Genomic DNA, 25781 nt, shown 5'->3' on the forward strand with positions numbered 1-25781 from the left:
AGCGGGGAACGGAGGCTGCCCGCTCGGAAGCTCATGCCACCGCGCTGGAGGGCGCATCGGCGGGGGCCGCTGACAGCAGGACGCGGAAGGTCGCACCCTGGCCCGGCTGGCTCTCCACGCAGAGCTCGCCGCCGAACCCGGTGATGAGGCCGTGGCAGATGAACAGGCCCAGCCCGGTGCCCACACCCGGCGGCTTGGTGGTGAAGAAGGGCTCGAAGATGCGGCCCAGGTCCTCGGAGGCGATGCCGTGGCCATTGTCCTGGACCTCCGCCCACACCCGGCCATCCGCGAGCAGGCCCGTGGCCACGCGGATGCGGGGCTCGGCGGGCCCTTTCGCCACGGCATGGAGGGCGTTGATGATGAGGTTGAGGAAGACCTGCCCCAGCCCATGCTCGTCGGCGAGAACGGGCGGCACCGGACACCGCGCCCACTCGACCTGGAGCCCCGGCACCTGGGCGAGGTTCGCCATGGCGAGGGCCTCCTCCAGCACCGTGTCCAGCGCCACCGGCGCGTCGGGGAAGTTCCCGCCGCGGGAGAACCCCCGCACGTCCTGGACCAGCCGTTGGATGCGCTCGCAGCCCTGGAGCGCATCGTGGCAGGACTCCTGGAGCTCCTCCACGTCTCGCGGGGGTTGGGTGGCGGCCAGCGCCTTCAGCTCCCCTCGAACATGGTGGAGGTTGGCGATGATGAAGCTGAGGGGGTTGTTGACCTCGTGTGCCAGCCCGGCGGCGAGCCGCCCCAGCGCTTCCAGCTTCTGGGCCTGGACGAGCTTGAACTCCAGCCGCCTGCGCTCCTCCGTCTCCCGCCGTAGCTGGGCGTTGGCCTGCTCCAGCTCCGCCAACCGCCTGCGCTCGCGCCGCAACAGCTCCCACTTCTCGGCGAGCGCGTGGGCCATCTGCCGCACCTCCATGCTCCTGAAGGGCTTGTGGAGGATGAGCAACCGTTGGCTGATGCCCAGCCGCTGCACCACCTCCTCCCAGGAGTAATCCGTGTACGCCGAGCAGAGGACGACCTGGAGGTCCGGGTCCTCCCGCCAGAGTCGCTCGGTGGTCTCCACGCCGTCCATTCCCGGCGGCATGCGGACGTCGACGAAGGCCAGGGCGTACGGCCGCCCCTCCTTCAGTGCGGCCTTCACGCGCTGCAGACCCTCCTCTCCCTGGAAGGCGGAGTCCACCTCGAAGCAATACCCCTTGGGCTGGGGTGGAGGCATGCCGAAGAGCGAGGCCCTCAACTCCGCGAGTGACGCGCCGCCCTCGCTCTCGGCGAGCAGCCGGTGGAAGTCCTGGTGAATCGACGGAGTGTCATCGATGACCAGGACACGCGGCGCGGGCACGACTGAGAGACTCATGGTGTACACTCCCCCACCTGCCCCCTCTTCCGAGTCCGCTGTCCGCATCCAGAACCGCGGAAATGCCTATCAACTCTCGAGAACAGATAGGTGAGCTACGCGACCAATGGGGGGCGGTCCAATTTCCAATCACATGACTAAACAGGATTTTCAGACAAAGATATATCCCTGGCCGGCAACGCCCCCCCAGCATGCCGGATTCAATGTTGAGTAGGAGATGTTCCGCGAATGGACCGGCGCCGCGCGGGCCTCACGCCGCGGCGGAGGCCGAAGCGGAGACGGACTCGCCCGCCGCTGGCGACCCCTTGGGCCCCCCTGCCCTGGCCGCCCTCGCTCGAGGAGAGCGGCAGGCAGTGGGGGCGTGTGGACATCTGAGCGGAGTTACTGGGGAAGATGCTCGACTTCGACGTGCTCGCCTGTGTGAGGTGTGGAGGCAGGTGGAGTGTATTGGCGTACCGCCGCCGGCAGCTCCAGCGTGAACGTGGAGCCCGCATCCGGCTGGCTCTCGACGGAGAGCTTCCCACCGTGTGCCTCTACGTGATGTTTCACGAGATGGAGGCCAATGCCCAGCCCTCCGTAATGCCGGTCCGACACTCCGCGCGAGAACCGGTCGAAGATGTCGGCCACCTCGCTCTCCGACATCCCGAGGCCGTGGTCGCGCACCACCAAGCGCACCGACGTCGCGCCCGGCACCACGCTGACCTCGACGGGCCTCCTCTGCCCGAACTTCAGCGCGTTGTGCACCAGTTGGAACACCGTCTGCTCGAGCCGGCGCTGGTCCCACTCCCCCAGGGCTGGACCTTGCAGTTTCCGGACGAGCTGACAGCCGCTGGCGTCGATCTGCTCCCGCATCGACTCGAGGACACCCTCCACCACCGTGCACAGGTCCACCCGCTTGCGGTGCAGCTCCAACGGCTGGTCCGAGCTGAGACTGGAGGCGTCGATGAGCTGATCGACCAACTGTCCGAGCCGCCGGGTCTGATGCTCCGCGGCGGTGAGTTCCCGGACGAGCCAGGCCGGGTCCAGGGCGGACGTGGCCCGAGCGCACTTGCGCAGGATGATCTGCAGGCGCAGCCGGAGCGGCAGGAGGGGGGTGCGCAGCTCGTGCGAGGCCAAGGACACGAAGACGTCCCGCAAGCGGTTGGCGTCCTGTGCATCGCGATAGAGGCGCGCGTTGTCGATGGCGATGGCGGCCCGGCGCCCGAGCTCGCTCACGAACACGATGTCGGTGGAGCTGTAGGGCAGGCCTGGGTTCGCCGAGGCGAGGGTGAGCACGGCGATCATCTTCCCGCGGAGGGCGAGCGGGACGGCCATCACCGTATGTGTGCCGAGCTCCCGGATCAGCCGTACGTTCTCATCGTCGGCGCTGTAGTTCCGAATGACGTCGTCGGTGGTCCGAGGCAACAGGAGAGGCTCGCCCGTGCGGAGCACCTGAGCCGCGGGCTGAGGCGAGTGGTTGTTGAGTGAATAACGCTCCGCGAGCTCACCGAGGAGTCTCAGCTTTGAGGGATCCCGATGCGCGGAACCCTGGCGCCGAAGCTTGTTGTCCTCGACGACGTCGAGCACGCACCAGTCCGCCAGCGACTGCACGCACAGCCGCGGCAGCGCGGAGAGGCTCTCCGCGTAGTCAAGCGAGGCCGACAGGGACTCGGATGCAGCGGCGAGAAACCTGGCGCGCTGCTCCGCCTGCTGAGCGGCGGCGCGTGCCTGCCGTTCCTTGACGACGACGACCGCCAGGATCAGCACGAACAGGTTGAGGAACGAGATGTAGAGCTGCAGGTTCAAGATGCGTGTGCCGACGGTCATGCTCAGCATCGCGAAGGGCCCGCGCTCGTGAACCGTGTGCCAGGTCGCCATCAGATCGAGGATGACCGTGGCAGCCGTCGCGCCTCGCGCTCCGAGACGCAGGGCTGGCCATGCGATCAAGGGGAGAAGGAGAAAAGGAAGCGCCGCGTCGAACTCACGCGGCTGCGTGGAGGAGAACACCCACCATCCCACGGTCGTCAGCAACGCGAGCAAGGCCAGGGCTTCGACAGCGCGACCGAAGCGAGGGCTCGCGGGCTCCGTCCAGACCAGGAAGAAGGGAGTGAGGAGAATCACCCCAAGGGCGTCGCTGGTCCACCACGTGGCCACTTTCGTCCAGTACGAGCCGGCCTCCAACCACGTGACGTTGGCAGCCGCCGCGATGAGCGCGCATGGGAATGCGCCGACCCCAGCGGCCAGCAAGACCAGGCGGATGATGTCCTCGGCGTGACTGAACACGAAAGGGTGGCCCGACGGCGGGCGTAACAGCCAGGCGCCGAGGAGAGGCAGCAGACCGGAGACCAGCGCCCAGGCCACGATGATGGAGAGGGGGAAGCCATGCCATGAGCCGATCCACACATCGGCTCCAAAGATGGCGAGCAGGTAGGCGGGCCAATGAGAGCGGGGCGTGCGGAGAATCCAGGCAAGAGCCAGGCCGCTAGGCAGCCAGAATATGGCGTTCCGAGGGGGGAAGATGAAAGCCTGGTTGAGTTTCCCGAGGGCGCAGTAGGCCACGAAGAGGGCAGCGCAGCCGAGGAACAAGTTGAGCGCTTGCCGCGTCGCCGGCGACCACCCCGAGCGCCAACGGCGCAGGTTGCTTGCCATCATGACTCCCCCGAACCCGCGCGCGGGCGCATGATAGAACCATGGCTTCATCCTATTATCCGCGCCAGGGAGCACCTCATCCTCGGCCAGGTGCCGAGACAGTCCAGGGTGCCCAAGGGGCAGAGGGGCGTGGTGGCCATTGCAGCGGGCTCCCGCCACAGCCTCGCCCTCACGCGGGAGGGCGCCCTCGTCGCCTGGGGGGATGACTCGCTCGGGCAGACGCTTCCCCCATGGAGTGGTGTCGGATTCAGCGGGAGGGCGATCCCGTCCTGTGTCAGGCGAGGAACTCGACGAGCGCCGGGGTGAGGACCTTGGGGCTTACGTCATGTGTCTGTCCCGCCAGCGCGCGGTGCTGTGCGTTCGGCACGGCCTTCGCGACGCCCTCGGCCGCCTGCTTCAGCCGGGGGTCCGTCTTTCCCGCTCCCGCGCGTAGGGCTGCGTATCGCCGCTGTCGCCCCGGCCGCGGCGGTCGTACGTGAACACCGTGAAGTGCCGGGCGAGGAGAGGCGACAGCTTCGGCATCGGCGCGAACGCACGGTGACAGAGGGCGCCATCGACGATACAGAGGGGAGACTCCTGGAACCTCCGAGGCCTCCCCCGCCTGCCCGCTGGGCCTGGGGCCGCACCCCGCATCTAATTCATGGCATGGATCTCAGTGAACCGTCCTGAGTCCTGCAACACCTTGTTCTCCTGGGTCACCAGATCATAAACACCGGTGATGGGATGACCCGTGCTGTCTTCCGCGAGATAGTAGACACGATTTTCACTCGTCGAAACAGAAGTGACATTATAGCCTGACAAGATAAAGACAGGATTGGGTTCACCTCGTTTGACGACAGTTACCTTGCTGAGCTCGCGCACGATGAAATAATCACCGGTCTTATGCAGCACGGAATTCGAGCTGCAACTCATGCACGGGGAGCCGGGTTGGAATCCGTATTCATTGACAAGCGTGAGACCACCGTGAACGTCAACTTCACCGAGATAAAAAAGGTTGAAGTCGCTTCCCAGCCCCTGAGCAAGCACCACGGCTCCGTTCTCACTGCGTACGCCCTCATGGTTCAACGCGCGGACGTCACCTTCCGTGCGCTCGCCGGTAGCCATGTCGATCACTGCCTTGGGTTGGCAATCATCAATCACCGCGTGGGTGGCATCCAAAGCCAGGACATGCGGTCCGTTACAGCTCATGACGTTGTAGCGCACTCCGTCGACAGTGTTGAGAACCTGGTGGATGGACCCATCACTGATAATGACAAAGTTGCCAGACATGGCGTCCACGAGCGGACGGGTGAGCGTGGTTTGTATTGGCTCCAACGTCAAGGTCGACTTTCTAAGCACTGTGCTGGTGACAAATACAACATCGCCATTATCGTTCTCCCCAATGAATCTCCCGATGTCCGCTGGGAGTTCGCCGGAGGTATTGTCAGGCTTCACATAGAAAGTCCGGAGGTCATCCGTTCCCGTGGCACGAGTCGTGACTATCATGCCCCAGGAGATTGCATTGACCCTCACCACTTCCGAGCCTTCAAGTACGGGAGTGACATCGCCATTCGCTTCAATCTTGAAGAGGTTTGATTCCGCGGCCTTTGAACGCCCGGAACTGATGCCCTGCTGGCTATAGAGAAGAGCCTTTGCACCCTTGAGGTTGAAGGTCAGGTCCTTGGATCCAGAGCCTTCATCACTGCAGGAGATGACAACGGCAGAAAGAACAAGAAGTGAGGCAAGAGTCTTTTTCATGGGTGTGTGCAAAGGTAAGTCACGAGGGTGAGGGCGTGACTCTAGCACTACTGCGCCAGGGGTAGGCGAGCTCACCCGAGGGGTGGACGGTGGTCCTGGCGTGCCGTGACCCGGAGCGCGCGCAGTCGGCGGTGGAGTCCTTGAGGCGGCGGATGCCTTCGGCGTCGGTTGTCGCCATGCGGCTGGACCTGGCATCGTTCGCGTCCATTCGCTCCTTCGCGGATGAGCTGGGTCAGAGATTGGCCCGCGGCCAGCTCCCGCCTCTGCACGCGCTCGTGTGCAATGCGGGTGTCCAGGATGTGTCCGTCAAACGGACCCTGGATGGCTTTGAATCCACCTTTGGGGTGAACCATCTCGGCCACTTCCTGCTGGTGAACCTGCTGCTGCCCAGGTTGGTTGCGCCAGCGCGCATCGCGGTGGTGGCCAGCGGCGTGCACGACCCAGCACAGGAAAGACTCGGCATGCCAGACCCTGTGTGGACCACGCCCGAGGCGCTCGCCCAGGGAGACCTCGGGGAGGCCGCGCGGGGTGATGATCCCGTGCGCGCGGGAAGGCGCCGCTACGCCACCTCGAAGCTGGCGAACGTGCTCTTCGCGTACGAGCTCGCGCGTCGCCTGCCTCCGGGGGTGACGGTCAATGCCTTCGACCCGGGACTCATGCCGGGCACCGGTCTCGCGCGGGATGCGGGGGCCGTGGCGCGCTTCGCCTGGACCCAGATCCTGCCGCGCATCATCCCGCTGCTTCGGCGTCTGCTCCTGCCCAACATCCACACCACCGAGGAGTCCGGGACAGCACTCGCACATCTGGTGCACGCCCCCGCGCTCGAAGGCACCAGCGGGAAGTACTTCGAAGGCATGCGGGAAATCCGCTCCTCCGAGGCCTCGTATGACGTCATGCGTGGCGGGGATTTGTGGCGCGCGAGCGCCCTCATGGTGGGGCTTGGCTCGTGAGCATCCGCCGCCCCTGACTCGCTTCACGTCCGTGCTCACCTCGGGTGGCATATCCATCACCCGGTCCCGGCCGTCACGCCATCGCATCCCACCAGGGAGTTCTCAAGCCAGGAGACGGCGGCACGCAAGGGATCCCTTCCCTGGACGCGCGCCGCCGTGACACGCGCCCGCTCCCGCATGACCTCGTCGCTGCTGAAGAGGTCCTCTTCACGAGGGAGTCCCCTGCGCGTCCGGTGTTACTCATCGATGAAGCGTGTCCTGGCGGAAGACGCTCTTCCCCTGCCTCAACACCAGGCGCACGTTGGCGAGCGCCTCGATGTCCCGGGACGGGTCTCCGTCGATGACCACCACATCCGCATCCAGTCCCGGCGCGAGCCGACCCGTCCGCGCTTCCTGGCCAAACTGTGTCGCGGGGTTCGTCGTCAGGCTCGCCAGGATGTCCCGCAGGTCGAGCCCCGCTCCCCGCAGCAGCACGTACTCGCGCCGTGGATCGTCGTCGGTCATGTAGCCTACGTCCGTGCCGAAGAGGATGCGGCCTCCAAGCCGGGCGTGGTTGCGAACCTGCTCGGCTCCCGCCTGGGTGAAGCGCTCGAGCACGATGGGCTCCTCGTTGGCACGTTTCAGCTCCCACTCGAACAGGGCGAGCGTCGGCACCAGTGCCACCTTCCGGCGCACCATGGCCTCGTGGAGTGAGTCCGATAGCGGACCGGCCATCGGCGCCGTGTGCACCACCACGTCCACGCCTCCCTCCACGGCCGCGCTCAGTCCCGCCGCGTTCGTCGGGTGCGCGAAAACGGGCTTGCCGTGCGCATGAGCTTCCTCGGTCACCGCCTGCACGATGGCCAGCGGCATCACCGGATAGGGGGGGTGTGCCGTGAGGGAGCCGGTGAAGAGCTTGATGGCATCCGTGCCGCCCCCGAGCTGCTCCTTCACGATCGCCCTGGCCTGCTCCGGCGTCCGGAGCTCCGGCAGCTTCACCGGAACGTACCGAGGTGTGCCATCCACCGGAGCCAGTGGAACACCCGCGGTGATGATGCTGGGACCCGTCAGCTCGCCGGCCTCGATGCGCCGCCGCAGGGCCAGCGTCGCCTCCGGGAACGAGCCGGTATCGACGACGTGGACGAAGCCGTGGCGCAGCAGCATGTCCCGGAGGTGTTGCGCGAGCTCGGACGCGGGCAGGGTCGCCGCGCCCTGTCCCCATGGCTCGGTGAAGTGGACATGGCTGTTCCAGAACCCGGCCAACAGCGTCTGGCCCGAGGTGTCGAGGACGGTCGCCCCCGCTGGAATCTCCACCTCCGCCCGAGGCCCCACCGCGGAAATCCGTCCCGAGGAGATCAGCACGACCCCATCCGCGATGGGAGTCGCCTCGGGGGACGGGTAGACCGTGCCGCCAACGAGCGCCAGGGTGGACATTTCTGAGTCCGTGACCCTCCCAGAACTGGCTGGCGTCCTGCACCCCATGAAACCCAGCACTCCGGCGACGAACAACATCTTCCAAGCCATGCGCTCCTGCCCTCCGAAGTCAATGCTCCGTCCTCCGTACGTCCACGGGGACGGGCCATTTCCCGCGTGAGCCAGCCCTGGTTTTGTGGCTCTCCCGCACATTGTGTGCTTGCCGGTCGTGCGGCGATCAATGCTCGTTGGAGCGGCAGGCGTCCCAATGCGCGGAGCACAGTCCGCGCGCCGCGCGACCAACTCCTCCGAGCGCAACTGCAGCACCGCTGCGAGCAGCGCCTCCCGCGTGGGGAAGTGGCGGTACAGTGTACCCGGCCCGACGCCTGCCTCCTTCGCGACCAAATCCAGCGACGTGCCAACCCCGTGCGCCAGGAAGTGGCGCTATGCGGTGGAGGTGATTCCTCTTGATGGTGCGGGCACCGCCGCGGCAGTGGATCCGGGATGTGGTCAGCTCAAAAACACGCCTCGAGACAATGTGCTGTTCAATAATTGCCAGCACTTTGTCTTCAATGTCATTTATGGCGGAGGGGATAACGGTTTTGGGGCAACATGGCCTTGATGAAGAGGCTTGCATGGGTTGCACTGGGCTTCATTCTTGGATTGCTCGCGGTTGAGCTTTCGTCGGAGTTGATGACGAGAAAGTATGGCGAGCAGTACGGAGTGATTCGGAGGAACGTTTCTCTTTGCGAGCTTCAGCAGTCTGGGTGCTCGGGTGAGGAGGATTTTGGCGGTTTGATGAAGGGGACGCCATTTCGACTTCATGGGGACCTCGTGTTGGAGGTGCGGCTTCGCATCGCTCCTTCACGCGTGAAGGAGGTCTTGGACTTCCGCGACGAGGAGTGGGCGGAGAAGATGGAGAAGCGAATGATTTCTGAGTAGAGAGAGAAATGGGCCCTGGTGGTACGGAATCCAGGGCCCGGGTAATGTCGAATGGTGCGCGCGCATCCAGGACGCTTCAGTGCCTGCGTGGGCAGTCCCAGGAGCTCCCCCTCGAGCGCACCCCAGCGGGGGCCGTCACCCCCGCCAGCACCTTTGGCCTGCCTCCACACCTCACGCAGGCGAACACGTCGAAGTCGAGCTACTTCCCAAGTCACCAAGTGGTACGAGCGCCCTCACTTTGCTCCCAGCACCAACGATCGCTGCTCCAGTTGGACCTTGGTGGCATCGACCTTGACCTCGAACCGGTTGAGGAATGACAACCCCAACAGCCCATCCACGTGGTTGGGGAGATCGTCCAAGATCGCCACCTCGACGTTGGTTGCACGCACGCCGTTCACTTCCAGCGATTCGACGCGCCCCATCCTGACCGTGCGCATGCCGCCCCCCGTGACCACGTTGACCCTGGAACCCTGCGATGGATCGAGCCCAAGAGTGTCCGCGAAGGCGCGGGTGAGCGTCACATACGTCGCTCCTGTGTCGAGGATGAAGGAGCCCTTCTGCTTTCCGTTCACCACCACCGGAGCAAGAATGGCGGTATCGGATGCTCGCCGTGGAAGGATGGCCTTCCCCGTGCCCAGGAACCCGGCGCATTTGGAGTTGCCCCCGAGTTTCTCCAGACGGACCTGGAGGCGGGGTTCGGCCCGCAGTTCCGGGTAGACGGACATGTACGTATCCAGCGCCACCAGCGCCTCGCATGGCTGCCCGGCCTGCTCGAGCAGGTTCACCAGATTCAGCGGAACGCCCTGGAGCCGTGGCTCGAGTGCGATCGCCTGTTGGTAGTCCCTGATGGCGCTGTGCCGATCACCCTGGATCTCCCTCGCCTGCCCGCGCCAGAACCAGTAGTCCTTGTCGTCCGGCTCACTCTCGATGAGGCGGGTAGCGTCCTCCGCCGCCGCGTCGAACTCGGACAACTGCTTGTGAGCGCTGTAGCTCACCCAACGCAGCCGCAGGTGTTCTCCGCACTTGTCGAAGAACTTCCCGGAAACCTGGAGCGCGCCCCGCGCGTCGCTCGCTTTGAGGAGCCACTCGCCCAGCTTGACGATGCTCGCTCGATCACACGGTTCCTTTTGCATGTGTTCGGTGAGTGAGTCGATCACCTGGTTGTACTCACCGTGATCAGTCTTCGGGCTCTGCGGGGCTGGAGCCGGCGGCCTCGGGCGCGTCACCCACCAACCCACCGAGACCGCGGCGAGGAGCAACACACCCACGGCCGGGATCGCCCGTGCCCGTGACCGCGCGGCCTTCCTTTTCGGCAAGCACCCGGAGCACAACTCCTCCTGCCCGAAGTAGACGGTGCAAGCGGAGCAGAACAGCGAAAGGCAGTCGGCACAGGTCGTGACCGCTTCTTTGGAGGGGTGGTTCTTGCACGTCGGAGTGCTCATCCGGCGCTTTCTACTCGCACCCGATTTGGGAAGTCCAGGGAGGCCCCTCGGGGCACTCCGCAGCGCGAACAGGGTCCACTTGACGGCCCGGAAAGAGCAGTTTTCCCCAACATCGCCGTGGCTGCGAAAGGGCGGACATGGTGACGAGGTCCGCCACCCGCACGGGCGAAGGGGGGTCCTACCGCTGGGCGACCTCCGCGAACCGGCTTGGGCGGGCGAGATCATGGCGCGCTACGGGTAGAGCACGCGCGCGGTCAGATCGGCGACCTGTGGAGGCAGGCGCCGGGTGTTGGCGTACCTGACGGCACCCAACGGTATGCCTAATTGTTCACCTCGAACAGGACACGCACGGTGGTGATGAGGTCCTTCTCGAACGAGCTCGTGTCGTAGTTCCCCTCCCACGAGGTCTCGGTGGAGTTGGCGGCGTTGATGTTGATGACGCCGGTGCTGATCCCCTCCACACGCCCGACGGTGGCCCTTCCGCCGGCTGCCTCCAGCATCCGCTCCGCGCGCAGGCGCGCGTCGCGTGAAGCCTCGGCCAGCATCTCGATCTTGAGATCGGACACCTTGGTGTAGTGATACCGAGGTGACTCCGACGTGATGGTGATGCCCTTCTCCAGTAGCTGCGTGGCCTCGCGCGCAAGCCGCTCGATGCGCGGCACATCGGTGGAGGTGATCTCGATGCGCTGCTGCGCGTGCCATCCGTCGAACACCTGCTTCTGGATGAGCTTCGAGCCTTCTTGAAGGGTCTCTTCGCGCACCAACTCCTGCACGTCGGCGGACGAGATGCGAATCTGCTCGGCGGGCACGCCCTGGCTCTCGAGGAACTGCCGGGTCCGCTCGACGTCCTTGGCCAGCGTGGTGTAGGCGCCGACCCGGGTATTGTCCCGGGCGCCCACGACCGCGGCCCACTGCACAAGGTCCGAGGAGATGCGTCGCTTGGCCGAGCCGCGCACGTCAATGGTCGTCGAGCGATGCAGTCGGACCCACGCCCAGGTCACCGAGGCGATCAGCGTGCAGATGATGAGACCGACAGAGATGTGAATGGCGCGGCGATCCATGAGGCCCTCCTCGAAGCAAGCCCATCAACTTAGAACGAAGGATCTACCAGAGTTGAACCACCGGGGTGGGTGTGGGTTCCCGCGCAGGTGGGCCGTCCTCCCGCGGCGCCGGGCCGTTGGACAGGCCGCGCAGAGCCCCCTTGGGGTACGCGCCTGCCCAGGCGGCAGACCGCAGGGGTGTGAAGCACTATGCGTAGGCGTCCGGCTGAGTAGGATTTCCAGACACTCATGCCGCTCCTGGGCCGCCACGTTCCCCTGGAGAAACCGGTGGTGTCCGTGGGCGCCGACTCCGCTTGTGGCGTCGTCCTCCGGGAGCCGGGGGTGAAGCCCAGCCATGCGCTGCTCATCCAGGACGCGCGAGGCTGGACGGTGTCCGCCACGGCCAGGGGCTGCGAGGTGCGCGTGCGCAACAAGCGCGTGGAGCTGGGGCGCGTCACCCTCACCCTGCTCTCCTCCGAAGCGGCCCCGGCCGTCGCGGGCTCCTCGCCGGAGGTGGCCTCGGACGCGGCGCTGGTCGGCGCCCCCAGTGTCGTCGCCCTGCGCCCCACCTACGCCCTGGTGCTGCCCCTGCGCGGAGGCACGGCGCCGCTGTCCGTCGTGTACCTCGGACGCCACACGGGCCGCCCGCCGTTCTCGCCTCGGGAACTGGAAGAGGCCATGGCCCTGACCTCGCTCGCGGCGCCGTTTCGAGTCCTTTGACACCGTCTCCGGCACAGGTGTGCTGAGGATGCTCGTAACGTTGTAGGATGGGATACATGTGTTTCCCGCACGCCATGAGGGGCGCTGCTCTCTTGTGTCTGCTGCTGACCGCGTGTGCCTCTTCGGCTCCCGCTGTTCAGGGGGACGAGGGGCCATGGGAGGCTGTTGATTCGTGGGAAGAAGCCCGCGAGGACGCGAGCTGCGTGGTGCCGCTGTGTGAGGAAGAGCACTGTGTGCTCTGGCGCTGCCGGGATCTGGAACTGGCGGACGCCCCTTCCATCCTCCTGACCCGGGGAACGCTGACCCTGCGCCCTCCCGCGTCGCCCACGCGCTGGTGGGGTCGTCCGCTCGTCGCGCCATTCGACAGCGATCCCGTCTTCGAGATTCCCTGGCACGACTGGTTGCACAGCGGCGGGCCCAGAGGCGGACAGTGGAACGACGCATGGCGACAGTTTCGAGAAGAGCACCCCGACGCCAATCAAGTAGAAATGTGGCGCTTCGCATTCGAACTCATGGACCGGCTTGGCGTCAATGGCCCTCTTGTCGCTTATTATTGCCAGGATCGATAAGGATGCCATGAATTACTTCAGGATGAAGGAAGACAGAGCGGCGGGCTATACAGGCTTCGTTGATGCTGCCCATCGTTGGGGGCTTCCTGGCATTTACTGCCCCGTGTGCAAGTCCACCTGGAGTGGAGGGGCCAAGGTATATCCCTCCGTGGATCTGACGCCAGTGATTGCGCTGGCTGACTTCGAGGAAGCTCGTACCGAGCCCATCGAGGAGTATGAGCGGCTGGGTGAACTGGTCCGTCCGCTGTTGCCGCCGGGAGCCCAATTGGAACCTGGTGCGGCATTCGGGCCGCTCGTGGGTAGGGCACAGGGTCGTTTCGGGCAGTTCGTCTCCAACTACTCTTTCTTGATCCTGATTCGCCGCGAGGCGTACGAGCAGCTTCAGTCCGAGCCCCTGCGCGGACTCAAGGGGTGCCGGATGGAAGTGCGCTTTCGTCAGCGCAATCCTCCCGAGCTGCTCGAACTGGAACTCATCCCCAATGGACGCGTGCATCCTGACTGCCTTCCGCCGGACCGCAAGCCCCCCTGCCCTCGCTGTCATCGCCGGGGCATTCCACTCCCCAAGGACATCCTCCTGGACGCCACTACGCTCCCCACCGAGCTGGACCTTTTCCGCCTGGAGGACTTCCCCACGGTGGTGGTCTGCACCAAGCGCTTCGTCGAAGCCTGCCAACGCCTGGGGCTGGATGGTCTCGCCTTCGCGCCGCTCCCAGTGCGCTGAGAACACCACTCATCAAGCTCCCTCCAGCGAGGGTGGAGCCCAAGCGGGCCAGGTGCGCACTCGCCGTGGGCAACCCCAGGTGCTCCAGAATCGCTCTCACCCCTCCTTCTCCCTTCTCGTACGCCAACACCCGCCGCCCGCCTCCACACCTCAAGCACGCGAACACATCGAAGTCGAACGTCCTCCTGAGCCACTCGGCCCAGTCTCCTCGCGGCGTCTTCTCCTTTATCGGCTCCTTGCTGGCCGCTGCCTGGGGCGCCACGCTCGCCTCCTCCGCTCCCACTTGGGGGACCAGAAATGGCCGCAGTTGCGCGCCTGGAGCAAAGACGCCGTGGAACCTCGTGAGGTTTGCCCGAGGCGGAGGTACCAGGGACGCTACACGCCGTAACAGTTCCAGCCCGGTGAAGAGCAGGAAGGGTGTCAGACAATTCGTAGGCTGAGGAAGGGTGTCCAGGAAGGGGGTGGAGACGAGGTGTCGGAACGAGTCCTTTGGCACCGTCTTGGGCCTGGGCTGGGCCGTCTTGGGGGTGTTCGGAGTTGACAGGTCACGCGGCAACCGCCATCTGGGCGTATCGGCGGACGGGAGCTCGTCCTTTTTCCGCCGGCAAAGGATAGCCAGGTGAACAGCATGAGAATGGGGTCATGGGTGTTGAGTGTTCTCGCCGCCGTGCTCTTCCTCGGAGCAGCACCAGCCAGGGCACAGGTTCCCACCCGAAGCGTCTGGGTGGAGCAGGAGGGCATCTCGTTCCACGGTGTGTACTGGAATCACGGCAAGCAGAAGACGATCATCTACATCCCCGGCTACGGCGACCCGGGGAGCACCGGGGACTCGATCTTCCACCGGGAGTTGTTCGCGGACTACGCGGTCCTCTCCATCGACCCGCTCAACCAAGGCCAGTCGGGCCATGCCGTCAGGACCGACATCGTCGACCTGATGAACAAGGTCATCCTCGCCTTCCTGAATCAGGAGGGGATCCTCAAGGCGTATCTGGCGGGACACTCGGCTGGTGCGCTGCAGGCGCTGGCCTTCGAGCGCGCCCATCCGACCCGGACACTCAACAAGGTGGTGCTTCTCGATGACGGGCAGATTTCGCTTGGCCAGGTGCCACCCATCCAGTTCCTCCCGGACAACGCCTTCGGCTTGCCTGCCGGGCCCTACAGTGTGATCGAGCTCGAAGCCCTGTTCTTCGATCCGTCTTCCTCGAGCATGACGTACGACGAGTACATTACCGGGCTCACCGCCTACACCCAGTTCGATGTGACGGAGACCTGGCCGGCGGTAAAGAAGGCGCTGCTCCTCACCCGCGACTTCAGCCTGCCCACGCTTCCGTCCGCTCTCGGTGTCGACACGAGTGCCGCGGACTCGGCCTTCCAGCAGGCCGCGATGGCGTTCACGTGCAACGTCAAGCATGGAAGGTGGATCGAGCTCGCCGGGGCCACCCATCGCATGTGGAATGAGCCAGCCTCGGCCGACGCCGCTGCCGCGCACATCGCCAGGTTCCTGCGCCCGTAGGCGGCGGCCCGGCACCATGAGCCTGCCCCAGTTCAGTGGCTCTCCCGCACTTCATGTGCTCCACCTGATGCGGGCAGGCAAGCTTCTCTCGTGCGGCCAGCCGAATGCCGGGGGATGCACACAAACTGAGGGAGAGCCACGTAACCGGGGCAAGCCCACCGCCGGGCCGATGCACCTGGTGGGCCAACGCCAGGTCCTCGGAAAGACTTGAAGAGCGGTCGGTGCCCCTTCTCCGCCGAGTTCCGTTCTCGCTCAAGTCCCTCGTTTCGAGTCCTTTGACAGACACCTTCGACATCTTCTCGGGTTTCGAGTCCTTTGACACCTTCTCGGAGCTTCCCCCCAGGAAGGGCAGGAAGGGTGTCAGACGATTCGTAGGCTGAGGAAGGGTGTCCAGGAAGGGGGTGGAGACGAGGTGTCGGAACGAGTCCTTTGACACCTCCCCTGGCTCAAGTTCTTTGACACCCTCTCGGGGACACCCTCTCGGGTTGGCGCGCGAGACGTGCTCCTCCCCGTTTTCAGCGAAGCGCCGCACCAGCTCGGCCGCACCTTCCGCGCCACGCTTCGACACGTACTCCAGCTCCGCGGGCAGCAGGGCCTTGACGGTGACGAGCCGGACGTCGCCGAAAGGCGTGGGAAACTGCCTCGGCAGCGTGCGCGACTCCTGGCCCAGCATCACGCCCACCCGGCCCTCCGGGGTAACGAGGGACTCGGGCAGGCCCTTCCCGTCCACCTCCAGCGCGAGGAGGCCCGCCTTCGCCCCCTCGCGCACGTGCTCATGGGCCACCACCATCCTGGAGACTCGCTCCAGCAGCAGGTAGGCCAGCTTCGCCCGATGGCATCGAGGGGAAGCTCCGTCTCCTCCGTCTCCAGGGCGAGCTCCAAACCAAAGCCCACCGAGGGCTCCATACGGGCGATGAAGGGGTCCGAGAGCCCCTCGGAGACGAGGAGGATGTGCCCAGTCTCCCGATGGATGACACGCCAGTCCAGCCGGTAGGCCGACAATTCGTAAGCTCCGCCCGACGCCACTATCTCGTCAAGTTCCCTCCGGTGTCGCCCCGGAGCCGTGCGATCCCCCTGCGGCTGGGTGATCGTCCTCGATCCGCGGAGCCCCTCGTGGCCGGCGAGCGCTCGACTCACATCATGGCCCCCGGGAGGCTCGCGCCATTTTGGAGCACCTGGAACTGCCCACGCGGCTGCACGGCCTGTCACCAGCCCGGTGCACAGCTCCAGCGGCACCCGTCCGTGGCCCTGTACCCGTCGCGATTTCGGACTCGGCAGCGCGCCCGAGCCGACCTTAAGCACCCCACATATGCGTTTTTGCTCAACTTGTGCCTATACTTGGCAACTTTGTCCTCCATCTTGTACGCAGAAGCACCAATATGCATACGGACGCGACCTCTCGGCGTGGGCATAACGGCCCCACAAAGGAGAGCACATGCCCAACATCAATCCACGGCGACTGAAGCACTGGCGTACGAAGCGAAGCCTGAGCATGGAGGAACTGGCGGCGACGTCTTCCGTCAACAAGAGCACGATCTACCGGATCGAGAGCGCGGCCCCTCCGAAGCGCAAAACCCGCGCCAACGTCCTCCGCGAACTCGCCAAGGCGCTCAACGTGAAGGAGGAGGAGCTCGCAGTCGAATCGGATCCGGTGCCCGACAAGCCTGCGCGCGAGCCGAAGGACAGGTCGCAGGTCTCTTTCAATCTCGGGAACCGGGACCGCAATGCCCTTTCGTTCGTGTCGCGGCGCTACCGAATCAACCCTTCCACCATCGTCGAACTGGCCCCACTGCTGTTCGTGATGGTCGCGGAGGACAGCCTTCGCAAGCGGGCTGAGAGACTCTCCGCCCTCCATGCTGCGCGCTTGGCGAGCGGGACGCTGCCGAGCACCTATAGCGACGCGGCGGAGCGATTCGAGCACGCCGAGGCTCGGTCGATTCGCATCAGGGACATCTTCGGCCGCCAGATGGATGACCCCGACATTCAACCGCCGCAGCTCCCCAAGGACGTTGACCAAGTCGGCCAGTGGAATCCGCTCGAAGCTCACATCAAGGAATGGTTCGCGCGGACCGGCGAGATGGGCGGTATCAGTGACTGGGAGTGTGGTCCCTCCTACTCCGTTTGCCGGGAGGTAGCCCTGGCCTTCGCGGGTGGCGATGAAGACTTGGCAACCGCGCTAGAAGAAGGATGGATGGGCGTCCACGAGGTGCCTGCCGAACTCCGCAGTAATGACAAGGCCGAGCAGCGGCTGCAATGGATGCGGGACCGGGTGGCTGCCGCCAAGTCCGAGTTCGAGGAAAGGGAGCGGGCTTCGCACGCCGAATTTCGAGCCGTTCTGGCCAAGCTCGGCCCCTGGACGACCACGAAGTCGCCGTCCGATAGAGAGGAGAACTCGTGATGCGACACGAAAGCCATGCAAGTGGACGGCCTGCGCCGACGTTCTCCCGGCACGCTGCCGTACGGACCCAGCAACGCTGCATCCCGCAGTTCATAGTCGATGCGCTGATAGACTGGGGCGACCGCAGCGATGCGGGGACAGGTGCTTCGTCGTACGCCTTCTCAAAGCGGAGCTGGCGCAGGTTCGCCCGATACCTGGGGCGCGAGGCCAGGCGCTTCGAGCGCTATCGGAACGTGTACGTCGTCGTCGCCAAGGACGGGACTCTCATCACAGTATGCTGGAGGCACTGACATGGCGCTCTTCTTCCCCTCCTTCGAGAACATCCAGAGACTGACCACGCCTCCCACTGCGGGAGAGCTCTTCTTGCTCTCTCAACTGGCCGAGCATCTGGACGACACACACGAGGTGTTCTTCAACCCCTTCCTGGACGGTGACCGACCGGATGTCATCGTCCTCAAGAAGAACCGCGGAGCCGCAATCATCGAGGTCAAGGACTGGAACCTCGTGCACTACCGGATCGACACAAACAATAAGTGGCATTACGGAGACGCACCAAAGATAGCCCCACAGCAGCAGGCATACCGCTACAAGACCAACCTATTCAATCTGCATCTTCCCTCACTCGGCCTTAAGAAGATCACTAACAGCCTCTTCTATCGTGTCATCACTCCCTACGTTTACTTCCACAAGCAGACCCAGGCGGAACTCGAACGGCTCTATCAACCGGCCCGGCAGGAGTTGAGAGCCCGCAGAAACGAATTGAACCGCGACCGGGCAAACACCACCCACTCCAATTACGAGGATGCGTTCGAGCGGCTGTCGCGCAAGCTGAAAAAGCTGGACCGCGACCTAAACATGTCTTGGGCCCGGGATCGACTGCACGCAAAGGTCAGCAAGCTCTCCAAGATGAAGCCGGACGTCCTTTTCACCGATGAAATCTACGAGGAGTTCAAGCGGAGGCTGGCACCGCCCAGTCACGTGCTAAAACAAGGACAACCGGTGCGCTTCGACAGCAAGCAACATGCCCTGACCATCAGCACGCCGGGGCTCTCGAAAATTAAGGGTGTGGCCGGATGTGGCAAGACCTCGATCCTGGCGCAACGGGCAATCAACGCCCATGCTCGTCATGACGGGCAAGTCCTGATCCTCTCCTTCAACATTACCCTGCGGCACTTCATCCGAGACACCATCAGCCGCCAGCAGGGAAAGGGCGCCGACAACGATTTCGGCATCACCCACTTCCACGCATTCGTCAGAGCCCAACTGGACGAACTGGGGATCGTCCTCGAAGAGAGGCCGATCTTGGAGCGCCACGACCCCGAAGAGATGGGCGTTCTCGCCCGGCAACTCGCCTCCGGTCCCATTCGCAAGTTCAAGACGATCCTCGTAGACGAAGCACAGGACTTCGATCCGGAATGGATCAAGCTTATCCACGACGTGTTTCTGGACGAACACGATGGCGAAATGGTGCTCTTCGCGGATCAGAACCAGAACATCTACAAGAGAGATGGCAGTCTGCGTGAACCGCCCATGTTCAAGGGATTCGGGCGCTGGAAGAAGCTGACCAAGTCGTACCGCGGTGGCCTCGATACGCGCCTCATCCAATTGTTCAAGCGCTTTCAAGAGCAGTACCTCGCCACAACGAACCCGGACGCGGAGATCTTTGATTCTGCTCCTGCGCAGGGAGGTATGAGCCTCGACTTGCTGTTCTACGAGAGTTACGGCGAAAGCTACGTCCCTGAGCACGTGTGCCGCCGAATTCGGGACTACATCAAGAAGCACAGCCTCCACCCAGACGACGTCTCCATCATCTGCTCGGAGGTCAATTACCTCATCCCGATCAACGAAGAGCTGATGAGCGAAGAGAGAACGAGGGTGATGTTCGAAACGCAGGCCGAGCTCGATACTCTCTCCCCACGCCTCACGGAGGAGGAGCGGCAGGAACTAATCGAGAAGATCCGCAGACTCAAAAAGCTGGTCTTCGCGCAACACTCAGGCCTGATAAAACTCTCCACCACGCACAGCTTCAAGGGTCACCAGTCCGAGACCATCTTCTGCATCCTGCGACCCGATGACAGCGCGGAGATGGTCTACACGGGAATCACTCGGGCGCAGAAGAACCTCGTCGTCTTCGATGTGAAGGGTGGAAAATACGAGTCGTTCTTCAAGACGCACATCGCTTCACCCGGCGGCGCGACGCCTCCCTTGACCTATCGCTTGCCGGAACGAGGGTAAGCAACACCACGCTCGCACCGCTTTGAGTTCCGGCCAGAGCCGTCAGTCGCGTGTCAGCAAGGGACTGCTTCATTCGGCCCCATGTCGCTCCTCCATCAACCTCGAGAAGTCAGGGCTCCCTCTCCCTCAAGCAGGTGAGGAGGAGGCGAGCGCGAGGCTTGAGGTAGCGGCCAGGAAGGAGCCGATGAAGGAAAGTATAGGACGTATAGGAGACCTGTTGAGAGGAGGCGGCCTGGAGCGGAGGTGGCGAGGAGGGCCGCTGACGGGGGCCCGCCCGAGCAGTGAGCCAGGCGGGTGGAGAAGCCGCGTTGCCCCTTGGGGTACACGCCGGCCCAGGCCACCCTCCCATGAGGTGCGCGGCAGGCGCCTGGCTCTGTTGGCGCTGGCGGCTTGAGCTTCAACACCACGCGGATTGGAGAGCCCGTGCGCCGGGGCCAGCCTCGCACCTGCCGGGGCCAGGCTCAGGTGCTCCAGAATCGCGCGCCGAGCGGGACTGGGAGGCTCCGTGAGGCCCTCCAGCCATGCCCGTGCTTCATCGCGCGTCGTGAAGGAAGCAATGGCGAGTGGGGCATATTCGAGTCGGTTTCCGAAGTAGTCCTCGAAGTCATCAACCTGGCATCTTCTCTGCCTTCATCCCTGGCCGTTCTCCAGAGAGGCGCAGTGAATCGTGATGCCCGTGCGAGAGCCTCATGGATTCTCACCGCGTGGCCTCCGCAATCCGGGACGCAGGGAATTCCCCAGAGGGGTTTTTATGAGCCGCATTCAACCATGGGCAGACGTTGAAACGGCAAGCTCGTCGAGTTCATCAAGGACTGGAACAAACAGACATGAGGTCCACGTAGCTGTCCCGAGCCGAGGCGTGGGCGCCGCTCACCACCGGCGCAGGGAAGACCAGGGGAAGGGAGCCCAGAAGGGCGTCGCCACCGTGTCACCCTCCAGTGAGAACCAGGGCCCCCCGTCGCCTGGGGACAGCACGTGGAAGTCCTGCGCGGGCGTGAAGCCCTGGCCGAGCAACGCCACGCGCCGGCCCTCGGCATCGCGCGCCACGTCCAGCACCATCACCGTGTGGCCCGGACTGCCGCCCAGCACGAAGAAGTCTCCCGGGCGCACGTCCTCGCGCGAGGGCCGCCGCTTTCCGGCGGCCAGGGACAGCGTGCCCGCGTAGGTGAACACCAGGTCCAGGTACTTCTGGAACGCGGCACGCGAGCCATCCACCGGCCCGCGCTTCTCCCACGTCACCTTCGAGCCGGACACGCGAGCACGCTCGCCCTGGGCGTAGCGCGGCCAGGAGGCGAGGTCTCCATTCGTGAAGCGGTAGGCGATGCGCTCCTTGTCGCCACGGGACCAGAGCCACTCGGCGTGCAGGCGGATGAGGGAGTCCGCGCATTGCTGCAAATCCGCCCGTCCCACGTCCAGCTCGGCCACCGCGGCGAGGGAGTCATTCTTCGCGGGCAGGATGGTCCGCCCCTGGAAGTCGAGGACCGGGGTGCCCTCCGGCCTCAGCGGTAGACCCCGCAGCCAGGCGCCGAAGGAGCCCTCCTCGAGCGCGACGCGCGTGTAACCCTCGGGAGGCGGCAGGGCCTCGGCGAGCGGACGGATGGAACTGTCCGCGGACAGCCAGGGGTAGCGGGCCCGCTCCTGCCGGGTGGGCGCGCGAGGCTCGGACGCCCCGGCGAGGCAAGCCCCCAGCAACAGGGCACTCACGGGGAGTCTCCACATGGGTGAGCGGCGCATGGGGCCCTCTCGGTTCAAGAACAGGCGTCGAGCCAGGCGCGCAACCGGGAATCCGCCACGGCCTCGCTGCGCACTCCGGGCTCCACGGTGAGCTCCAACGTGTGGAAGCCCCGCGCGCGGATGCCCTCCAACAGCGCCGCGCGCTGCTCGGCGTCCGGGGCGAACAGGATGCACCCATCCCCTCCCCCGGCTCCGGATTGCTTGCCCGCGCACCCATAGGACGCGGCCAGACCCAGCACCCGCTTCATCGGCTCGGTCTCCAGCGGACCCAGCTCCTGCAGCAGCGCGTGTTGCTCGCGCACGGCCTCGGAGAAGGAGCGGAAGTCACCGCCCGCGAGCCCCTCTTCGATTTCCTGGCCCAGCGCGTCCGAGCGATCCACGAAGGAGCGGCGGCCCTGCTCGCCCCACTTCGCCTCCACCTGGGAGATGAGCACGCGCGTGGACGCGCTCTCCCCCGTGAAGGCATAGCCCAGGGATACCCGGGGCGTGGGCAGCCGCCACACGTCCACCGCAGGCGACGCATCCACCGCCGCGCGGTAGCCCCCGGCGCTCGACGCCTCGATGAGCCCAGAGACTTCGTAACGCCGGTAGCGCACCACGCCGCCCGCATGGCTCGTGGCCACGTCGCCGCCGCTGCCCTTGCCGCCCTGGGCCGCCGCGTGCGTCACGAGCGCCAGCTTCAGCGCGTCGAAGCGCTCCTCCAGGACGAAGCGCACCGCGTCGGCCGCCAGCACCGTGGCGCACGCGCTGCCGCCCATGCCCAGCTTGAGCCCGTTGGGGCCCACCGCCGAGGGCGCCAGCGCCAGATCGAAGCCCACCGACTCGCGCCCGTGCAGCCGCAGCGCCTCGTCCAGCGTGCGCGCCACGAAGGAGAAGCCCGGGGGCACCTCGCGCTCCCACTTCACGCCCCGAGGCGTCGTCCGCCCCGCCAGCGTCCCTTCCTCCAGGCAGATGTGCACCTGGGAGTCGGCCCGCCGCCGCACCAGCGCCGCCGTGCGAGGGCCCACCGCCGCCACGCGCGACAGGCCTCCCCACAGCACGGCGTACTCGCCGGACACGAACAACTTCCCCGGGGCCGAGAGGGCGCGCTCCATCAGAACAGGTGCTCCGTGAGCAGCCGCGCGTCCCCGCCCGGCACGCACCGCACCACCTCGGTGGCGCCACAGGCCCGAGCGAGCGCCTCGGCCGCCACCTCGTGCGCCGCGTCCGTCAGGATGCACGGGTTGGGACCCGCATCCAGGGTGAACCACACTGGCACGCCCTTCTTGCGCTGCTCGCGCAGCGAGTGGATGAGCGCCAGCGTGCCCGGCATGAGGTAGCAGAGCGGAGGATCCGCCGCGAGCGACGTGGCATGCATCCGCCACGCGTTGCGCTCGCACATGTCCCCCAGCGCCTGGAGATCCTTCCGGGCGATGTAGTCGCGCGCGCGCACCACCTCGGCCTCGGCGTCCTTCACCCACGCCGCGTAGTAGGGGCTCGTCTCCACGGCGTTCTTCATGCCGTCGCGCGACTTCACTTCCTTCTCGTCGCGGCTGACGATGGCCACCACCATGCGCAGCTCCGGCCAGTGCTTCTCGTCGAAGCGCTGCACCGCGTAGCTGTCCGAGCCGTCCGGGCGCTCGCCGCGCATCCACTCGCACAGGCCTCCCTGCACGCTGCGGCACGCCGAGCCGCTGCCCAGCCGCGCCAGGAGGCTCGACGCCCGGGGGTCCGCCGGCAGCCCCGCGGCCGCGCGCGCCGCCACCGCCAGAGCCGCGAAGCCCGCCGCGCTGCTCGCCAGTCCCGCCGACGCCGGGAAGTCCCCGCGCGACACCATCCGCGCCGGGCCGAGCGAGCGCTCCTTCGCCTCGGCGCGCACCGTGTCCAGCACGCGCAGGACCCGGTCCCGCTCGCTGCCCTTGGCCACGTAGCCGTTGAGCTCCACCGCGTCGGCGTTGCCCACCCCGAAGGCCACCGTGGTGCGCACCGACAGGGGCGAGAGCGTCAGGGACAGGCTCGATTGATGGGGCAGGATGAGCGCGTCATCCCGCTTGCCCCAGTACTTCACCAGCGCGAGGTTGGGATGCGCGAGGGCGGTCGCCTTCATGCCGCGCCTCGGGTCGCGCCCTCTTCCCGCGGTCCCGCGAGCTGGCTGTCGAAGCAGCGGAAGCCCAGGCGCGTGAGCTCGTGCACCGCGGGCGCCGTGTCGTGGAACAGGCCGATGACGGCCCCGCCGTCTCCGCCCGCGCCCGTGAGCTTGGCGCCCAGCGCGCCCATGCTGCGCAGCCGGTGCACCATGTCGTCCAGGCCCGGCGAGGACAGGCCCAGCGCCGAGAGCAGGCCGTGGTTGACGTTCATCACGTCGCCCAGCGCCTCCAGGTCGCCCTCCTCCACCGCCTCGGCGCCCTCGGAGGCCAACAGGCCAATCTCCCGGAAGACGCGCTGGTAGCGCTCGCTCCAACGCTTCTGGCGCTCACGCAGCGCGCCCACCGTCGTCTTCGTGGGGCTGCGCGCGCCGGCCATCACCACCACCAGCCGCACGGGCTTGGGGCTCTCCACCACCTTCGAGCGGCCCGACTCGGCCCCCGGCTTGCGGCGGTAGAGGATGAGCTGCTCCATGGCGCTCGTGGTGTGATCCACGCCGGACGGGGTGCCGTGGAACTCCTGCTCCATCTCCCAGGCCACGTTGGCCACGTCCATCGCCGAGGCCTTGCGCCCCGCGGCCTGCAACAGCACGCGCGCGCACGCCACCGACAGCGCGCCGGAGCTGCCCAGGCCCATGGACAGGGGCAGGTCCGTGTTGAACGACACCCGGACTCCCGGCTCATCGCACGCGGCCATGGCCCGGCCGAAGGCGGCCTTGAGCACCTTGCGCTGCTCGGGCGTCAGGGCATCGGGAATGACGAGCTGGCACTTGTTGGACGTCTCACCCCGGGCCGTCACGCCGCGCGACAGCGGCCCCGCCAGCGCCGGGTAGCCGTACACCACGCTGTGCTCGCCCAGGAGGATGACCTTGCCGGCACCAAAACCCACCAATGTGTTGTTCGAGTCCATTTGTCTTTCAGCCCTCGGTGCCCGTGGCGGCGCGGAAGTCCTCTTCCGACAGGGAGGCGATCAGCTCTCGCGCCTTCTCCACCTTCACGTGGCCCGCGGTCACCAACAGCTCGGCGATCTTCTCCACCCAGTCTCCGCGCGCGCCGGCCGTCACCGCCACGCACCGCGCATGCAGCGCCATGTGGCCCTTCTGGATGCCGATGGAGCCCAGCGCCCGCACCGCCGCGAAGTTCTGCGCCAGTCCCACCGCGGCGAACACCATGGACAGCTCGCGCGCGGACGAGCAGTTCACCAGCTTCATGGCGATCTGCACGCCCGGGTGGACCTTGATGGGACCGCCCACCGTGCCCAGCGCCATGGGCAGCTCGATGCGGCCCACCAGGTGGCCGCCCTCCACGTGCCACGTCGACAACGGCCGGTACTGCCCGTCCCGGCACGCGAAGGCATGCGCGCCCGCCTCGATGGCGCGCCAGTCCTGACCGGTGGCGATCGCCACCGAGTCGATGCCATTCATGATGCCCTTGTTGTGCGTGGCCGCCCGGTACGGATCCGCCAGGGCGAAGCGGCTGGCCTGGTAGATGCCCTCGGCGATGGTCGCGCCGGGCATGTCGAAGTCCGAGAGCGCCTCCAGCGGGATGCGGCACATGGCACGCGCCAGCCGCCGGTCCGCCAGGTTCGACAGGATGCGCAGGTACACCTTGCCGCCGGTGAGCTGCTCGATGAGCGGCGCCACGCCCTCGGCCATGGTGTTGATGAGGTTGGCCCCCATGGCGTCCTGGGTGTCGATGACCAGGTGCACCACGAGCAGCGGCTCGCCCCGCGGACCCTCGGGGGCCGGGAGCACGCGCACCTCGATGTCCTTGCACCCGCCGCCGCGCTTGACCATCGAGGGGTGGAAGCTGTTGGCCAGCGCCAGGATGGCCTCGCGCGCCGCGAGGATCTTCTGCGTCGCCTCGGTGGGATCGCCATAGCGCGTGAGCTGCACCTGGCCGATCATGATGGGCTCGTCGGTCTCCGCGGTGAAGCCGCCCGCCTCGCGGACGATCTTCGACGCGAACGACACCGCCGCCACCACCGACGGCTCCTCCACCGCCATGGGCACCAGGTAGTCCTTGCCGTTGACCTGGAGGTTGAGCCCGAGCCCGAGCGGCAACGAGAACGTGCCCACCGCGTTCTCGATCATCTGGTTGGCCAGACCCGGCTGCAGCGCGCTGATGCCCTGCAGCTGCGCCAGGTCCTCCTCGGTCAGGTTCAGCATCTCGGCGAGCTTCTCGTGCCGCGCCACCATCGAGAGCTTGTGGAAACCCGCCAGCCGGGACGTCAACATGTCAGACATTCGTTTTCTCTTCTCCACGCGGCATTCGCGCGAAACCCAACAG

At 65.9% G+C, this 25781-nt stretch carries 20 protein-coding genes; 9 read left to right on the top strand and 11 right to left on the bottom strand.

What is annotated here, in order from left to right; genetic code table 11:
* Positions 1–31 precede the first annotated feature (31 nt).
* Complete coding sequence (locus F0U63_RS33725; protein ID WP_395836376.1) at positions 32–1348, bottom strand: ATP-binding protein; 1317 nt, start codon at positions 1346–1348, stop codon at positions 32–34.
* A 381-nt stretch (positions 1349–1729) separates the two neighbouring features.
* Entirely contained in the window at positions 1730–4027 is a 2298-nt protein-coding gene (locus tag F0U63_RS33730; protein WP_395836378.1) for an MASE1 domain-containing protein, read from the bottom strand.
* On the opposite strand from F0U63_RS33730, the gene F0U63_RS33735 reads away from it, so the two are divergent.
* Positions 4007–4282, top strand: a complete 276-nt coding sequence (locus F0U63_RS33735) for an RCC1-like domain-containing protein (RefSeq protein ID WP_395836380.1) — start codon at positions 4007–4009, stop codon at positions 4280–4282. The genes F0U63_RS33730 and F0U63_RS33735 overlap by 21 nt on opposite strands.
* Positions 4283–4609: 327 nt before the next feature.
* Here F0U63_RS33735 and F0U63_RS33740 read toward each other — a convergent pair whose 3' ends face one another.
* The gene (locus F0U63_RS33740; RefSeq protein ID WP_395836381.1) at positions 4610–5713 is read right to left on the bottom strand and encodes a hypothetical protein; all 1104 of its coding nucleotides are present in this window, start codon (positions 5711–5713) and stop codon (positions 4610–4612) included.
* A gap of 89 nt (positions 5714–5802) precedes the next feature.
* Here F0U63_RS33740 and F0U63_RS33745 point away from each other — a divergent pair, with 89 nt between their 5' ends.
* A complete protein-coding gene (locus tag F0U63_RS33745) occupies positions 5803–6663 on the top strand; it encodes an SDR family NAD(P)-dependent oxidoreductase (protein ID WP_395836383.1) in 861 nt (286 codons plus the stop codon).
* A 240-nt stretch (positions 6664–6903) separates the two neighbouring features.
* Here F0U63_RS33745 and F0U63_RS33750 read toward each other — a convergent pair whose 3' ends face one another.
* Entirely contained in the window at positions 6904–8076 is a 1173-nt protein-coding gene (locus F0U63_RS33750; RefSeq protein ID WP_395848469.1) for an amidohydrolase family protein, read from the bottom strand.
* Positions 8077–8667: 591 nt separating this feature from the next.
* Here F0U63_RS33750 and F0U63_RS33755 point away from each other — a divergent pair.
* Positions 8668–8997 (top strand): hypothetical protein, encoded by a 330-nt coding sequence (locus tag F0U63_RS33755; protein WP_395836385.1) that lies wholly within the window; start codon positions 8668–8670, stop codon positions 8995–8997.
* Between the two features lie 233 nt (positions 8998–9230).
* Here the strand turns inward: F0U63_RS33755 and F0U63_RS33760 are convergent, their stop codons facing one another.
* Together F0U63_RS33760 and F0U63_RS33765 are read right to left on the bottom strand one after the other, a co-directional pair.
* Positions 9231–10259, bottom strand: coding sequence for an aspartyl protease family protein (locus F0U63_RS33760; RefSeq protein ID WP_395836387.1), 1029 nt, complete (start codon positions 10257–10259; stop codon positions 9231–9233).
* A 500-nt stretch (positions 10260–10759) separates the two neighbouring features.
* Positions 10760–11500: an SIMPL domain-containing protein gene (locus tag F0U63_RS33765; RefSeq protein ID WP_395836389.1), complete on the bottom strand. Its 741-nt coding sequence runs from the start codon at positions 11498–11500 to the stop codon at positions 10760–10762.
* Between the two features lie 228 nt (positions 11501–11728).
* On the opposite strand from F0U63_RS33765, the gene F0U63_RS33770 reads away from it, so the two are divergent.
* From F0U63_RS33770 to F0U63_RS33795, 6 genes are all read left to right on the top strand, one after another.
* Positions 11729–12199, top strand: a complete 471-nt coding sequence (locus F0U63_RS33770) for an FHA domain-containing protein (RefSeq protein ID WP_395836391.1) — start codon at positions 11729–11731, stop codon at positions 12197–12199.
* A gap of 92 nt (positions 12200–12291) precedes the next feature.
* The gene (locus F0U63_RS33775; RefSeq protein WP_395836393.1) at positions 12292–12768 is read left to right on the top strand and encodes a DUF2380 domain-containing protein; all 477 of its coding nucleotides are present in this window, start codon (positions 12292–12294) and stop codon (positions 12766–12768) included.
* Positions 12731–13489 (top strand): double-CXXCG motif protein, encoded by a 759-nt coding sequence (locus F0U63_RS33780; protein WP_395836395.1) that lies wholly within the window; start codon positions 12731–12733, stop codon positions 13487–13489. The genes F0U63_RS33775 and F0U63_RS33780 overlap by 38 nt, the downstream gene beginning before the upstream one ends.
* A gap of 628 nt (positions 13490–14117) precedes the next feature.
* Complete coding sequence (locus F0U63_RS33785; RefSeq protein ID WP_395836397.1) at positions 14118–15002, top strand: alpha/beta fold hydrolase; 885 nt, start codon at positions 14118–14120, stop codon at positions 15000–15002.
* A 1435-nt stretch (positions 15003–16437) separates the two neighbouring features.
* The gene (locus F0U63_RS33790) at positions 16438–17400 is read left to right on the top strand and encodes a helix-turn-helix domain-containing protein (protein WP_395836399.1); all 963 of its coding nucleotides are present in this window, start codon (positions 16438–16440) and stop codon (positions 17398–17400) included.
* Positions 17401–17691: 291 nt separating this feature from the next.
* On the top strand, positions 17692–19635 hold the full coding sequence (locus tag F0U63_RS33795; RefSeq protein WP_395836401.1) for an NERD domain-containing protein: 1944 nt from the start codon (positions 17692–17694) through the stop codon (positions 19633–19635).
* A gap of 870 nt (positions 19636–20505) precedes the next feature.
* Here the strand turns inward: F0U63_RS33795 and F0U63_RS33800 are convergent.
* Genes F0U63_RS33800 through F0U63_RS33820 form a run of 5 tightly spaced genes read right to left on the bottom strand, consistent with a single transcriptional unit; the run spans position 20506 to position 25756 of the window.
* Positions 20506–21339 (bottom strand): DUF4846 domain-containing protein, encoded by an 834-nt coding sequence (locus F0U63_RS33800; protein ID WP_395836403.1) that lies wholly within the window; start codon positions 21337–21339, stop codon positions 20506–20508.
* Between the two features lie 44 nt (positions 21340–21383).
* A complete protein-coding gene (locus F0U63_RS33805) occupies positions 21384–22463 on the bottom strand; it encodes a mevalonate kinase (protein ID WP_395836405.1) in 1080 nt (359 codons plus the stop codon).
* Entirely contained in the window at positions 22463–23455 is a 993-nt protein-coding gene (gene mvaD, locus F0U63_RS33810) for a diphosphomevalonate decarboxylase (RefSeq protein WP_395836407.1), read from the bottom strand. Before mvaD ends, F0U63_RS33805 begins: the two co-directional genes overlap by 1 nt.
* On the bottom strand, positions 23452–24402 hold the full coding sequence (gene mvk / locus F0U63_RS33815) for a mevalonate kinase (RefSeq protein ID WP_395836409.1): 951 nt from the start codon (positions 24400–24402) through the stop codon (positions 23452–23454). Before mvk ends, mvaD begins: the two co-directional genes overlap by 4 nt.
* Before the next feature lie 7 nt (positions 24403–24409).
* Entirely contained in the window at positions 24410–25756 is a 1347-nt protein-coding gene (locus tag F0U63_RS33820; protein ID WP_395836411.1) for a hydroxymethylglutaryl-CoA reductase, degradative, read from the bottom strand.
* Between the last annotated feature and the right edge of the window lie 25 nt (positions 25757–25781).

The organism is Cystobacter fuscus, from assembly GCF_044360685.1.
GTDB lineage: Bacteria > Myxococcota > Myxococcia > Myxococcales > Myxococcaceae > Cystobacter > Cystobacter fuscus_C.